Annotated in this window: 16 protein-coding genes; 14 read left to right on the top strand and 2 right to left on the bottom strand. The window is 68.5% G+C overall.

The window, feature by feature from the left end; translation table 11 throughout:
- The first annotated feature begins 89 nt into the window (after positions 1-89).
- The 14 genes from AUL32_RS09945 to AUL32_RS09880 all read left to right on the top strand — a co-directional run bounded on the left by AUL32_RS09945 (position 90) and on the right by AUL32_RS09880 (position 12,110).
- The gene (locus AUL32_RS09945; RefSeq protein WP_062114338.1) at positions 90-1,325 is read left to right on the top strand and encodes a PAS domain-containing protein; all 1,236 of its coding nucleotides are present in this window, start codon (positions 90-92) and stop codon (positions 1,323-1,325) included.
- Positions 1,326-1,342: 17 nt separating this feature from the next.
- The gene (gene pyrF / locus AUL32_RS09940; RefSeq protein WP_062114534.1) at positions 1,343-2,032 is read left to right on the top strand and encodes an orotidine-5'-phosphate decarboxylase; all 690 of its coding nucleotides are present in this window, start codon (positions 1,343-1,345) and stop codon (positions 2,030-2,032) included.
- Positions 2,033-2,087: 55 nt separating this feature from the next.
- On the top strand, positions 2,088-2,381 hold the full coding sequence (locus tag AUL32_RS09935; RefSeq protein WP_062114335.1) for a DUF1330 domain-containing protein: 294 nt from the start codon (positions 2,088-2,090) through the stop codon (positions 2,379-2,381).
- The gene (locus AUL32_RS09930; RefSeq protein ID WP_062114333.1) at positions 2,378-2,917 is read left to right on the top strand and encodes a GNAT family N-acetyltransferase; all 540 of its coding nucleotides are present in this window, start codon (positions 2,378-2,380) and stop codon (positions 2,915-2,917) included. Before AUL32_RS09935 ends, AUL32_RS09930 begins: the two co-directional genes overlap by 4 nt.
- 146 nt (positions 2,918-3,063) lie before the next feature.
- Positions 3,064-4,584: a polyhydroxyalkanoate depolymerase gene (locus tag AUL32_RS09925; protein WP_062114330.1), complete on the top strand. Its 1,521-nt coding sequence runs from the start codon at positions 3,064-3,066 to the stop codon at positions 4,582-4,584.
- A 129-nt stretch (positions 4,585-4,713) separates the two neighbouring features.
- Positions 4,714-5,154 (top strand): DUF2852 domain-containing protein, encoded by a 441-nt coding sequence (locus tag AUL32_RS09920; RefSeq protein ID WP_062114327.1) that lies wholly within the window; start codon positions 4,714-4,716, stop codon positions 5,152-5,154.
- Positions 5,155-5,339: 185 nt separating this feature from the next.
- The gene (locus tag AUL32_RS09915) at positions 5,340-6,107 is read left to right on the top strand and encodes a M48 family metallopeptidase (protein ID WP_244497773.1); all 768 of its coding nucleotides are present in this window, start codon (positions 5,340-5,342) and stop codon (positions 6,105-6,107) included.
- A gap of 106 nt (positions 6,108-6,213) precedes the next feature.
- The gene (locus tag AUL32_RS09910; protein WP_062114531.1) at positions 6,214-6,909 is read left to right on the top strand and encodes a phosphoribosylanthranilate isomerase; all 696 of its coding nucleotides are present in this window, start codon (positions 6,214-6,216) and stop codon (positions 6,907-6,909) included.
- The gene (gene trpB / locus AUL32_RS09905) at positions 6,906-8,129 is read left to right on the top strand and encodes a tryptophan synthase subunit beta (protein WP_061972680.1); all 1,224 of its coding nucleotides are present in this window, start codon (positions 6,906-6,908) and stop codon (positions 8,127-8,129) included. The genes AUL32_RS09910 and trpB overlap by 4 nt, the downstream gene beginning before the upstream one ends.
- A gap of 6 nt (positions 8,130-8,135) precedes the next feature.
- Positions 8,136-8,585, top strand: a complete 450-nt coding sequence (locus AUL32_RS09900) for a hypothetical protein (protein ID WP_062114322.1) — start codon at positions 8,136-8,138, stop codon at positions 8,583-8,585.
- A gap of 1 nt (position 8,586) precedes the next feature.
- Positions 8,587-8,907, top strand: a complete 321-nt coding sequence (gene cutA, locus AUL32_RS09895; RefSeq protein ID WP_062114319.1) for a divalent-cation tolerance protein CutA — start codon at positions 8,587-8,589, stop codon at positions 8,905-8,907.
- A gap of 37 nt (positions 8,908-8,944) precedes the next feature.
- The gene (trpA, locus tag AUL32_RS09890; protein WP_062114528.1) at positions 8,945-9,772 is read left to right on the top strand and encodes a tryptophan synthase subunit alpha; all 828 of its coding nucleotides are present in this window, start codon (positions 8,945-8,947) and stop codon (positions 9,770-9,772) included.
- A gap of 65 nt (positions 9,773-9,837) precedes the next feature.
- Complete coding sequence (accD, locus tag AUL32_RS09885; RefSeq protein WP_062114317.1) at positions 9,838-10,758, top strand: acetyl-CoA carboxylase, carboxyltransferase subunit beta; 921 nt, start codon at positions 9,838-9,840, stop codon at positions 10,756-10,758.
- A 14-nt stretch (positions 10,759-10,772) separates the two neighbouring features.
- Positions 10,773-12,110 carry a bifunctional folylpolyglutamate synthase/dihydrofolate synthase gene (locus AUL32_RS09880; RefSeq protein WP_062114315.1) on the top strand — a complete coding sequence of 446 codons (1,338 nt, stop codon included), beginning with the start codon at positions 10,773-10,775 and terminating at the stop codon, positions 12,108-12,110.
- An 83-nt stretch (positions 12,111-12,193) separates the two neighbouring features.
- Here AUL32_RS09880 and trxA read toward each other — a convergent pair whose 3' ends face one another.
- Positions 12,194-12,517, bottom strand: coding sequence for a thioredoxin (gene trxA, locus AUL32_RS09875; RefSeq protein WP_061972671.1), 324 nt, complete (start codon positions 12,515-12,517; stop codon positions 12,194-12,196).
- Positions 12,518-12,652: 135 nt separating this feature from the next.
- On the bottom strand, positions 12,653-13,368 hold a 716-nt coding region (locus AUL32_RS09870; protein ID WP_192847448.1), incomplete at its 5' end, for a PD-(D/E)XK nuclease family protein.

Raw genomic sequence — 13,368 nt, 5'->3', positions numbered from 1 at the left:
CAAGGCCGGAACCAGTCGGGGTTGCGCTTGTTAGCCGCCACGATATTCACCTTGAACGTGCCGTTCTTCGCGGCACCCAGGGATAGGGCATGGATCGACCGGAAACCGACACGACCACTATCGGCATGCCGGATGGAATGACGACGGCGGCTCTCGCCAAGTTGCCTCTGGCGCTCGTCCTGACCAATCCGCATCTGGACGACAACCCCATCGTCTACGCCAACCAAGCCTTCGCGCGCATTTCGCGCTACACGGTGGAAGCCGTGATCGGACGCAACTGCCGTTTCCTGCAAGGGCCCGACACCGACCCGGACGCCGTGCGCCAGATCGGAGAGGCGCTGCGCGAAGAGCGCGACATCACGATCGACCTCCTGAACTACAGGGCGGACGGCACCAAATTCCTCAACCGCCTGCTGATCACGCCGCTCTACGACACGAGCGGCCAGCTTCAGTGCTTCCTCGGCGTGCAGCGCGACCTGTCCAACGGGCAGGATGCGGACGCGGCCGAAGTGGAGACCGGGGTGCTGCGGGGCGACACCTCGCTCGGCGAGATCCAGCACCGGGTGAAGAACCACCTGGCCATGATCATCGGCATGATCCGCATGCAGTCGCGCGCCCATACGAGCGGCGAGGCCTTCGACACGCTGGCGCGCCGCATCGAGAGCCTGCAACTCCTCTATCAGGAGATGACGGAGGCCGGCGTCGGCTCGACGCGCTCGCAGCGCATTCCGCTCGGCGCCTATATCAGCCGCATCGCCTCGACCATCGGTTATCTCGACGGGCGCCGCTCGGTGCGGGTGAATGTCGATTGCGACGCGATCGACATCGACGTGGAGCGCGCAGCGCGCATCGGCCTCCTGTTTTCCGAGCTTCTGACCAACGCGCTGAAGCACGCCTTCAAAGGGCGCGACGAAGGGCTGGTGGAAGCCCGGCTGAAGATGCTCTCCTCCGGCGTCATCCGCCTTACCGTGACCGACGACGGCATCGGCCTGCCGCCGGCCGCGCACTGGCCGCACGGGGCGGAAACGAAGTCGAGCGGCGGCCAGCGGGTCGGCGAGGCGGTGGCCATGTCGCGGGAAGGCGATGTCGCACGCGAAGTGGCGACGAGCCTGGCGCAGGCGAGCGGCGGCAGGCTCCAGGCGAGGGCGGAGACGGACGGCGAAGCGGTGGAGGAGGCGTCCGAGCCTCCCGCGCGCGGCGCCGGGGGGCTGGGCGGGCGAATCGTGCTATCCCTGGTGCGCGGGCTGGAGGCCCGAATCGACGTCAGTTCCCAGACGAGCGGCACCACCGTCACCGTCGACATTCCAGGGGAGTCTCCATCCTGAGCGCGAACGCCCATCCCATCCTCGCCGACGACCGCCTGATCGTCGGCCTCGACCTGTCCGGCCGCGCGGAGGCCGAAGCGCTGATCGAGACGCTGGGCGACACTGTCTCCTTCTACAAGATCGGCTACCAGCTCGGCTTTTCCGGCGGCTTGCCGCTGGCGGCCGATCTGGTTCGCATGGGCAAGAAGGTCTTTCTCGACCTCAAGCTCAACGACATCGCCAACACGGTGGAAAAGGGCATCGAGGCCATCGCCGCCATGGGCGTGACCATGACCACCGTGCATGCCTATCCGCAGGTGCTTCGCGCGGCTGCGGCCGGCGCGCGGGGCTCCGCGCTCTGCGTTCTCGGCGTCACCGTCATGACCTCGCTCGGGCAGGACGATCTTCGCGAAGCCGGCATCGAGATGAGCGTCGAGGAACTGGTGGTGCGGCGGGCGCAGCAGGCAAAGGACGCCGGGCTCGGCGGCATCGTCGCCTCGGCGGCGGAAGCCGGCCTGCTGCGCAAGCTGATCGGCGGGGATATGGCCGTGGTGACGCCCGGTATCCGCCCGGCTGGCGCGGACGCGGGAGACCAGAAGCGCGTGGTGACGCCGGCCGATGCGCTGCGCGCCGGCGCCTCGCATCTCGTGGTGGCGCGCCCTATCGTCGCCGCGCCCGATCCGCTCGCCGCCGCCCGCGCCATCCTGGCGGAGATGCGCGGCGTCTGACAAGACAAGGTGGACACGCCGCCGGCGTCCGGCGGCGCGCGAAGGGAGATGCGTCATGCCGAAAGCCTATTGGATCGCCCATGTGGACGTGGACGACCCCGAGCGCTACCCCGACTATATCGCGACGGCCGCCCCCGCAATGAAGCGCCACGGCGCGAAGTTCCTGGCGCGCGGCGGCCCTTTCCAGCCGCTGGAAGGCCAGAGCCGCGCCCGCAACGTGGTGATCGAGTTCCCCTCCATGGAGGAGGCGCTCGCCTGCTACCGCTCCCCCGAATATCAGGCCGCGAAGGCCATCCGCGAGGCGGTCTCGACGGCGGATATTTTGATCATCGAGGGGCTGGAGGATTGACCCCCGCGCCCGCGCCGGCCCTGCGGCTGCGCGGGATGGAGCCCGGAGACCTCGAAGCCCTCGCCCGGATCGAGGCGATGGCGGAGCGGGCGGAGTGCGAGCCGAGGACGCTCGCCGACCTCAAGCGCTTTCTCCCGCGGTACGAGGTCTTCGTGGCTGATATAAACCCTGGTGAACCCGTCGGGTTCGCGGCCGCAGCGCCCCTGTCTAGTCTCGATCCCGAGGGTTCGGGCGGGGAGGGGGCGGAAGGCTGTTTCTGGATCGCGGCGCTCCGCGTCGATCCGACCCTCGCGCCGGATGGCACGCCGGCGGCGCTGCTCGGTTCGGTCGCGGACCGGGCGCGCTGGTTCTTCTGCCGGGCCATGGGCGTTCTGGCCCCGCTCGGCGGGGGCTTCGGGGCCGAGTTCTACGGACGGCACGGGTTCATGGCGGTCGACCCCGTCGACTGGACGCCAGCCCTGCGCAAGCGCTTCGATGCCGAATGTCCGCCAAGCGTTTCGCCCGACCGGCACCGCCTCATGATCCGCTGGCTTTAGCGGCCATCGTGAGCTTGCGGGAAAGTGGGCGCCCGGTTCCTTTCCGGCGCGGGGGAACGAGCGTGCAAGGAAAAGATTGCAATTGCAGCGTAGGATGCGGTCGATTTCGGTCGCGGCCTTGCCGCCGGAAGAGGGAGTGAAGCGTCGTGTACGAACTTTACGAATGGAATCATGCCGTTCTCGCCCCATTCCGCGCCGTGGCGGACGCGACGCGCACCTTCTACCAGAACCCGCTGAACCCGCTGTCGCAGACCGAGATGGGCCGCACGGTGGCGGCCATGGCCGAACTTTTCGAGCGCACCACCCGCGTCTACGAAAAGCCGGAATGGATGATCCACGACACGCTGGTGGACGGGTTGCGGGTGCCGGTGGTGGACCGCACGGTGCTGGCCAAGCCCTTCGCCAATCTCGTTCATTTCGAGCGCGCCCTGCCGCCCGGGCGCCGCGCCGACCCGCGCTTCCTGATCGTCGCCCCAATGTCGGGCCACTACGCCACGCTTCTGCGCGGCACGGTCGAGGCGCTTCTGCCCTATGGCGACATCTACATCACCGACTGGATCGACGCGCGCCTCGTGCCGCTGGCGGCGGGTCGCTTCGACCTCGACGACTATGTCGACTACGTCATCGAGATGCTGCATTTCCTGGGCCCGGACACGCATGTGATCGGTGTCTGCCAACCGGCGGTGCCGGTCATGATGGCGGCCGCGCGTATGGCGCACGAGGAGGACGCCGCCGCGCCCGCCACGATGACCCTGATGGGCGGCCCGATCGACACGCGCGTCAACCCGACCGGAGTGAACCGGCTGGCCGAGTCCAAGGGCATCGACTGGTTCCGCGACAATGTCGTCATGAAGGTGCCGTTTCCCCATCCCGGCTTCCTGCGCGACGTCTACCCCGGCTTCCTGCAGCTCACCGGCTTCATGTCGATGAACCTCGACCGGCACCTGATCGCCCATAAGGACTTCTTCTGGCATCTGGTGAAGAACGACGGCGACTCAGCCGAGAAGCACCGCGTCTTCTATGACGAGTACAACGCGGTGATGGACCTCACCGCCGAGTTCTACCTCCAGACGGTGGAGGAGGTCTTCATCAAGCATTCGCTGCCCAAAGGCGAGATCACCCATCGCGGCCTCCGCCTCGACATGGGCAAGATCACGCAGACCGCGCTTTTGACCGTCGAGGGCGAGAACGACGACATTTCCGGCGTCGGCCAGACAGAGGCCGCGCAGACGCTCTGCCGCAACATTCCCGACGACATGCGCGTCCACTATCTCCAGCCCAAGGTCGGTCATTACGGCGTCTTCAACGGCTCGCGCTTCCGCGCCGAGATCGCGCCGCGCATCGTCGATTTCGCGCTGACGCACGGGCTGGAGGCGCGCGCCCGACGCGCCGCCTCAGCCGGTTCGGCGCCCGCCGCGCCGGCTTCGAAGGATGCCGCCGCAGCGCCTGCCGAAAGCGACCCTGCGCCCGCCGGCGACAAAGCATCCGTTCCCGCCGAGGCCATGATGGACCTTGCGCCGCCGGTCGATCCGATCGAGCTTGCTGCCGAGGCGGCGGAGATGCGCGCCGTCGAGTTCGGCCATCCGCAAGGCGTGGAGGACGAAGTGTCGGCCAAGGGCGCGTCCGGCCTGATGAAGGCGCTGCGCAAGGTCAAGCGCAAGTCCTGACGGGCCTCGCCCGCGAAGGGCGATCGATCGAACCGGCGCGGGATGTTGAATCGCGCTGGAGGCGATCCCATTTTGGGTATGGGATCGCCGCCCGCTGCCCATGGGCTTTCGGTTGATGGATATCGCCAGATGAAGTCTCACGCATTGATCCGCCCCGCCTGGACCCCCGCGACGATCGCGCTGATGGTTCTGGGCTTCATGGCCTACTGGCCGCTCGGCCTCGCCGTTCTCGCCTACATCTTCTGGGGCGACCGGCTGGAGGCGTTCCGCTTCGACGTGAACCGCGCGACCGACCGGGTCGTGGACGGCTTCCGCCGCTCGGGCGCCCGGGTTCCCTTCGGGGCCACCGCCACCGCCACCGCCACCGGCAACCTCGCCTTCGACGAATGGCGCGACGCCGAGCTGAAGCGCCTCGACGAGGAGCGCCGCCGGCTGGACGACGCCGGCGCCGAGTTCGAGTCCTATGCACGCGAACTGCGCCGCGCCAAGGATCGCGAGGAGTTCGACCGCTTCATGAGCCAGCGCGGCCGCCGCGCCGGCGCGGTGGATGCGGACGTCGTGCGAGGCTAACGCGCCCGCCAACGATGTAAGAAGAGGCCGCCGGTTCGCCCGGCGGCTTTTTTCTTGTCCGCCGCCCGCTTTTCGCCGACGAGCGAAGCCCTTAAAACGGTGGATAGGGAGTGGCCTGTTCGGCCGGCCCCAGCGCTTCTTTCCTGACTGGCCGATCGGCCCACCGAGACCGGATGCCGGGTTTCTTGAAACGTCTTCTCCCCACCGCTCGCAAGCCCGTCCTGCCGGATGCGCTGCTCGTCGCCGAACGGCGCGTGCCGCTGGAGGTGCGCGAGCATCCCACCGCCCGGCGCATCGTGCTGCGCATCGCGCCGGGCGGCGTCGGCGTGCGGCTGACCGTGCCGCGCCGCACGGCGCGCGCCACGATCCTCGATTTTCTGGAGCGCCATCGCGGCTGGGTGGAGGAGCGGCTCGGCCCGGAGCCCGAGATCGTGGCAGGCGGCGTGCACCTGCCGTTTCGTGGCGGCACGCTGCTGATCGCGCACGACCCCGCCCGCCGACTGGCGCGGCTCGACCCTCCTTTGGCTGAGGGCGAGCTTTGGATTCTCCATGTCGGGGGCGAGGCGGCCCACACCGGACGGCGCATCGCCGACGCTCTGAAGCGCGAGGCGCGGCGCGATCTGGAGGCGGCGGTGGAACGCCATGCCGGCGCGGTCGGCCTTCGCCCGCGCGCCCTTTCGCTGAAGGACACGACCAGCCGCTGGGGCTCCTGCACGGCCGACCGCCGACTGTCCTTCTCCTGGCGCATCGTCATGGCGCCGCCCTTCGTGCTGGACTATCTCGTGGCGCACGAGATGGCGCATCTCAGGGAAATGAACCACGGGCCGCGCTTCTGGGCGCTATGCCGCACGCTCTGCCCGGGCATGGATGCGGGGCGGAACTGGCTGCGGGCGGAGGGCTCCGGCCTCCATGCCTGGCGCTTTTCGTCCGACCCCGCGCAAAAGGCGCTGTGATCGACGTCCTATGCTTTACACTCGCCGCATTCGAGGGCGATAAGACTTCTTTCACATGAGCTTCGAACCACAGGCCACGTCGAGTGTTTCGAACCGGGATGGACGCGTGACACGACCGCATATCAAGATCTGCGGACTGAAGACCGAGGCCGATATCGACACCGTGCTGGGGCGCGGCGGCGCGGAGATCGGCTTTATCCATTTCGCCCCCAGCCCGCGCCATCTGGAGCTGGAGGCGATGATGCGCCTTCGTGCCCATGTCGCGGGCCGGGCGGCGGTCACCGTCGTCACCGTGAATGCCGACGACGAGACGCTGACGCGCATCGCCAGCCGCCTGCGGCCCGACACGCTGCAGCTGCACGGCTCCGAGTCGCCCGCCCGCGTCGCTGAGATTGCGGCGCTGACCGGGCTTCCCGTGATGAAGGCGATCTCGGTTTCGACACGCGAGGATCTGGAGGCGGTCGCCCGCTTTCGCCCCGTGGCCGACCGCATCCTGCTCGACGCCAAGCGGCCCAAGGGCTCGGTTCTCCCCGGCGGCAACGGCGTGTCCTTCGACTGGGACCTGCTCGACGCGCTGGGCGAGGATCGCCGCTTTCTTCTTTCGGGCGGCATCAATCCGACGAATGTCGGGGAAGCCGTGCGCCGCGTGCGCCCGCAGGGGCTCGACGTTTCCTCCGGCGTGGAAAGCGCGCCGGGCCAGAAGGACGCGGGCCTCATTCACCATCTTTTCGACGCGCTCGACGCCGCCTCGGCGGCCGATGTGCCCGACGCTTCCTCCAGCCTTGAGCGACGCTTCGCATGACCGAGATCCCGATCCCCAACTCCTTCAAGCTCGGCCCGAACGAGGAAGGTCTCTTCGGCCTGTTCGGCGGGCGCTTCGTCGCAGAAACGCTGATGCCGATCATTCTGGATCTGGAAGCGGCTTATAAGGCGGCCAAGACCGACGAGGGCTTCCTCGCCGAGCTCGCCGACCTGCAAACGCACTATACCGGCCGTCCGAGCCCGCTCTATTTCGCCGAGCGGCTGACGCGCGAGTTCGGCGGCGCTCGCGTTTATTTCAAGCGCGAGGAGCTGAACCACACCGGCTCCCATAAGATCAACAATTGCCTCGGGCAGATCCTGCTCGCGCGGCGCATGGGCAAGACGCGCATCATCGCCGAGACCGGCGCCGGCCAGCACGGCGTGGCGACGGCGACCGTCTGCGCCCGCTTCGGTATGCCCTGCGTCGTCTTCATGGGCGCGACCGACGTGGAGCGCCAGAAGCCCAACGTCTTCCGCATGAAGCTGCTCGGCGCCGAGGTGCGGGCGGTGACGGCCGGCGCCGGCACGCTGAAGGACGCGATGAACGAGGCACTGCGCGACTGGGTGACCAATGTCGAGGACACCTACTACCTGATCGGCACCGCCGCTGGGCCGCATCCCTATCCCGCCATGGTGCGTGACTTTCAGCAGATCATCGGCGACGAGACGCGGCGTCAGATGCTGGAAGAGACGGGCGCGCTGCCGGACGCGGTGGTCGCCTGCGTCGGCGGCGGCTCCAACGCCATCGGCATGTTCCGCGCCTTCCTGGACGATCCCTCCGTCGCCATCTTCGGCGCGGAAGCGGGCGGCCACGGGCTGGAGGTCGAGAACGGCCATGCCGCCTCCATGAGCGGCGGGCGCCCCGGCGTCCTCCATGGCAACCGCACCTATCTCCTGCAGGACGAGCACGGGCAGATCCTGGAAGGCCATTCCATTTCGGCCGGTCTCGACTATCCCGGGGTCGGCCCCGAGCACGCCTGGCTGCGCGACACAGGCCGCGTGTCCTACGTGCCGGTGACGGACAGGGAAGCGGTGGACGCGTTCCACCTCTGCACCCGTCTGGAGGGCATCATTCCGGCGCTGGAATCGGCCCATGGCCTCGCCCATGTCGCCAAACTCGCGCCCACCATGCGCCCGGACCAGTCCATCGTCCTCTGCCTGTCGGGCCGGGGCGACAAGGATGTGCACACGATCGCCAAGTCCATGGGGCTGGAGATCTAGGAACCCATGAGCGCCGTCACCCAGGAGCGATATCGGCCCCGGCGCATCCGGTCGCTCGGCCGGACGATCGCGAACGAGACGGCGCTCAAGCTCTACGGGATCGAGGTCGAGGGCGCCGCTCTGGGTCCGGTCTCGATCGAGCGGGCGAAATACGTTCTGGCAGCCCATGCGCCCGGCCCGGGGCATGTGGGTTTCGCCATTCTGCATCGGGGCGAGGAGGCTGTCTGGCTGCTGCTCCACTGGTGGATGGCGGGCGGTATCCTGGCGGAGCGCCTGTGGCGCGCGCCGCTGGGCTCGGCGCAAGCCGGGTTCGAGCCGGTGGATCGGCCGCTCATGGCCTGCGTCTGGGAACTCGTGCCGATCGCCTTCGAGCGCGACGCCTATGTGGCGACGGTGATGAACGGGGGCACCGAGGCGGATTATCTGTCTCGGGAGCTGGCGGAAGGGTGGTACTGAGATGCAGGCGATCTCGATCGACGTAACATGCCCGGACCCGGCGACGGCGCACGAGATCGCGGATGCGCTGCTGGGTCAGAACCTGGCGGCCTGCTGCCGGATCGGCGCGCCGATCGAGAGCCGCTTCCACTGGAACGGCGCGATCGAGCGAGCGGTGGAAGTGCCGCTGGCGATCAAGACACGGGCCGAACTTTTTGACCGCGTGGCGGACGTGGTGCGCGAGCTGCACCCCTACGAGATGCCGGCGATCCTCGGAACGCCGCTTCGCGCGGACGCCGCCACCTTGAGATGGATCGCGGACGCCTGTATCGCATCCCCTTGACGAATATTGGATGACGAACCGGGCGCGAGGCTTTCCCATGACGACACGCATCGAGACGCGCTTTGCCGCCCTTCAGGCCGAGGGCCGGCCCGCGCTCGTGACCTTCATCATGGCGGGGGACCCGGATGGCGAGACGACCCTGGCGGTGCTGAATGCCCTGCCGGCGGCGGGCGCCGACCTCATCGAACTCGGCATGCCCTTTTCCGACCCGATGGCGGACGGCCCGGCCATCCAGCGCGCCGGCCTGCGCGCCCTGCAAGGCGGCGAGACGCTGGCGCGCACGCTGGAGACCGTCCGCGCCTTCCGCGAGGGCGACGCGGCGACGCCGATCATCCTCATGGGCTACTTCAACCCGGTCTATATCTACGGCGTCGAGCGCTTCGTGGCGGACGCCAAGTCCGCCGGGGTCGACGGGCTGATCGTCGTGGACCTGCCGCCCGAGATGGACGACGAACTCTGCCTTCCCGCCGTGCGGGGCGGGCTCAACTTCGTGCGCCTCGCCACGCCCACAACCGACGAGAAGCGCCTTCCCGCCGTTTTGAAGAACACGTCGGGCTTCGTCTACTACGTCTCGATCAACGGCATCACCGGCTCCGCCGCACCGGACGCCTCGGCCGTCTCGGCTGCGGTGCAGCGCATCAAGGGGCAGACGAGCCTTCCGGTCTGCGTCGGCTTCGGCGTGCGCACGGCCGAGCAGGCCCGCGCCATCGGCCGCCATGCCGATGGCGTCGTGGTCGGCTCCGCGCTCGTCGCGGCCTTGGAGGCGGCGGTCGAGGGCGGCACGCCTGCTATGGTGGAAGCCGTGACCTCGCTGGTGCGTGAACTCGCCGATGGCCTGTCCGAGTGCAAGCTTGCGGCGGCCTGAGCCAGCCGCCATCTCAGCCTTTCCAGCCCTTCTCCGGGCCGCATGACTTTCGAGGGATCGTCCCGATGAACTGGATCACCAACTACGTCCGCCCCAAGCTCACCAGCCTTCTCGGCCAGCCCTCGCGCGAGGTGCCGGAGAATCTCTGGATCAAGTGCCCGGAAACGGGTGAGATGGTGTTCCACAAGGATCTGGAGGCGAACCAGTTCGTCATCCCGTCCTCCAACGTCCACATGAAGATCGGGGCGCGGGACCGGCTGACGCATTTCTTCGACAACGGCGTCTTCGAGGAGATCGCTCTGGAGAAGGTGCCGCTCGACCCGCTGAAGTTCCGCGATTCCAAGCGCTACACGGACCGGCTGAAGGAATATAAGGCCAAGACGGGCCTCGAGGATTCCGTGCTGGTGGCCGCCGGCGAGATCGAGACGCTGCCGGTCGTCGCCGCCGTGCAGGACTTCGCCTTCATGGGCGGCTCGCTCGGCATGGCGGCGGGCGAGGCGATCGTCACCGCCGCCGAGACGGCGGTGGACCGCAAGCGCCCCCTCGTCCTCTTCGCCGGCTCGGGCGGCGCGCGCATGCAGGAGGGCATCCTGTCGCTCATGCAGCTGCCGCGCACCACGGTCGCGGTGGACATGGTGAAGGATGCCGGCCTTCCCTACATCGTCATCCTCACCAATCCGACCACGGGCGGCGTCACCGCCTCCTACGCGATGCTGGGAGACGTGCACATCGCCGAGCCCGGCGCGGTGATCGGCTTTGCCGGCGCGCGCGTGATCGAGCAGACGATCCGCGAGAAGCTGCCCGAGGGCTTCCAGCGCTCGGAATATCTGATGGAACACGGAATGGTGGACATGGTGGTCCACCGGCACGAGCTGAAGGGCACGATCGCCCGGCTCCTGAAGGTGCTGACCAAGACGCCCGTCGCGCTTCTACCCCCGCCCCCGGAGGCGGGCGGCGAGGCTGCCGCCGCGCTGGAATCGGCCTGAGAGACAGAGCGCCCGTGACATCCGCCCCCAGCCTTGCCGATCGGGAGATCGGCAAGCTTCTCGAGCTTCATCCCAAGGGCTTCGACCTGAAGCTCGATCGGATCGTCCGGCTGCTCGCCGATCTCGGCGCGCCGCAGGACAGGCTCGCGCCCGTGATCCACATTGCCGGCACGAACGGCAAGGGCTCCACCACCGCCTTCTGCCGCGCGATCCTGGAGGCGGCGGGCAAGGCCGCGCATGTCCACACCTCGCCCCATCTCGTCGACTGGCACGAGCGCTACCGGATCGGCCGGGCCGGCGGGCGCGGCGAACTCGTTTCCGACGAGGCGCTGGCGGAGGCGATCCGGCGGGTCGCCAGCGCCAACGCGGACAGGCCCATCACCGTCTTCGAGCTTCTGACGGCGGTTACTTTCCTGCTCTTCTCCGAGAACCCGGCCGACGCGGTTCTTCTGGAAGTCGGGCTCGGCGGGCGCTTCGACGCGACCAACGTGATCGGAAAGCCGGCGGTCAGCGTGGTCACCTCCATCTCGCTCGACCACCAGAGCTTTCTTGGTGACACGGTGGAACAGATCGCGGCCGAGAAGGCCGGCATCTTCAAGCGCGGCGCGCCGGTGGTGATCGGCCCGCAGACCAGTACGGGCGCGCTCGACGTCCTGTGCACACAGGCCCAGCGCACCGGCGCCCAAGTGCATGTCTACGGGCAGGATTTCCTCGCCTACGAGGAGCACGGGCGCCTCGTGTTTCAGGACGAGCGCGGCCTTCTCGACCTGCCCATGCCGCGCCTGGCCGGCCGGCACCAGATCGGCAACGCCGCCACTGCCATCGCGGCGCTGCGCGCGGCGGGCTTCGACCCGTCCCAGGCGGCGATCGAGGCGGGGCTGACGCGGGTAGAATGGCCGGGCCGGCTGCAGCGCGTCACCTCGGGACGCTTGTTCGATCTCTGCGTGCCGGGCTCGGAACTCTGGCTCGACGGCGGCCACAATCCGGGTGCGGGAACCGTGGTGGCCGAGGCGCTGGCCGATATGGAAGACCGCGTGCAGCGGCCGCTCTTCCTTATCACCGGTATGCTCAACACAAAGGAGCCGGTCGGCTTCTTCGAGGCCTTCGCCGGCATGGCGCGGCATGTCTTCACCGTGCCCATCCGCTCGTCCGACAGCGGCCTGTCGGCCGACGAGCTGGCGGACGCGGCGAGCGAGGCGGGCCTCGAGGCCGAGCCCTGCGACAGCGTGGAAGAGGCGATCCGGCTGGTGTCCACCGGCTGGCAGTCGAGCCCCGCGCCGCGCTTCCTCGTCTGCGGCTCGCTTTATCTCGTCGGCGAGGTCCTGCGCGAAAGCGGCCTCGCGCCGCGCTGAGCGGCCTGCTTGCCACCCAGAAAAGCGCACGAAAAAGCCCGCGCCGGAGCGCGGGCTTTCTGCATTCGGGCGTCTGCCTTGGATCAGGCGGCGACGTTGGAATTGATCCAGGCGACGAGCTTGGACTTCGGGGCCGCGCCGACCTGGACCGAGGCCTGCTCGCCGTTCTTGAAGAGCATGAGCGTCGGGATCGAGCGCACGCCGAACTGGGCGGCGAGGTCCGGGTTCTCGTCGATATTCACCTTCACGATGTCGACGGCGCCCATCTCTTCGGAAATCTCTTCCAAGGCCGGGGCGATCATCTTGCAGGGGCCGCACCACTCCGCCCAGAAATCCACCACCACGGGCTTGGCGTTCTGGAGGACGTCGGACTGGAAGTTGCTGTTGTCGGTCTTCTTCGTGGCCATGTGTCGGCTCCGGTGAGACGCCGGGCTCAAGCGCGCCCGGCATGGGAGAGAAAGAGCGCGACTCGGCAACGGGCCGGCGCGTTCGGTGCACCATAGGTAGATGGCCGGAGGCCCGGCTTCAAGCGCGCGCCGGCCTTAGCCCCGGGCCTCGCCCCCTTCCGCCCGCTTGGCGCGCGCGGCCAGTGCCCGGTCCAGCGCCTCGGCCGGGATTTCCACCAGCGCCGGCCCCTCGGTGTAGAGCAGAGCAGCGCGGATTTCCGCTTGCGGGTACAAGGGCTTCAACAGTTCGCGATAGAGCGCGAGCTGAAGCACGTAGGGCGGGGGAACCTCCTCCGGCCGATCGGTGAACACTCTGTTCGTCTTATAGTCGAGGATGCGAACCACCCCGTCTTCAACGCGCAGCCGGTCGATCGAGCCGTTCACGACATAGGAATGGCCGCCCAGCTCCAGCCGGCCGGAGACCGAGACTTCCGCCCGACTTCCGTCCGCGAAATAGGCGGCGAAGCGCGGGTCTTTCAGGAGGCCGCAGGTCTTGGCCAGCACCGCCTCCCGCTCCTCCTCCGGCAGGAAGGCGCCCGCCACGTCGAGAAACAGTCGCGCGCGCTCTTCCCGGTCCTCGCTCGCGATGTCGGGCAGGATCTGCAGAAGCTTGTGAACCAGCGTGCCGCGCCGGATCGCAAGGCCCGGCTCGCGCCCTCCGCCCAGAACCGGCGAAAGCGCGTCGGGGCCGAGATCCGCTGCCGCCTCGCGCGGCCGGATGTCGAGTTCCTCCAGCGTCTCGATGCGATGCGCGCCGCCGGCTGTGGAAGGGGCAAGCGGGCGGGGCGGGGGCGGCTCGGGCGGGAGGGGGG

Source organism: Aureimonas sp. AU40 (genome assembly GCF_001463785.1).
GTDB lineage: Bacteria > Pseudomonadota > Alphaproteobacteria > Rhizobiales > Rhizobiaceae > Aureimonas.
This window is presented reverse-complemented; position numbering and strand designations above follow the sequence as displayed.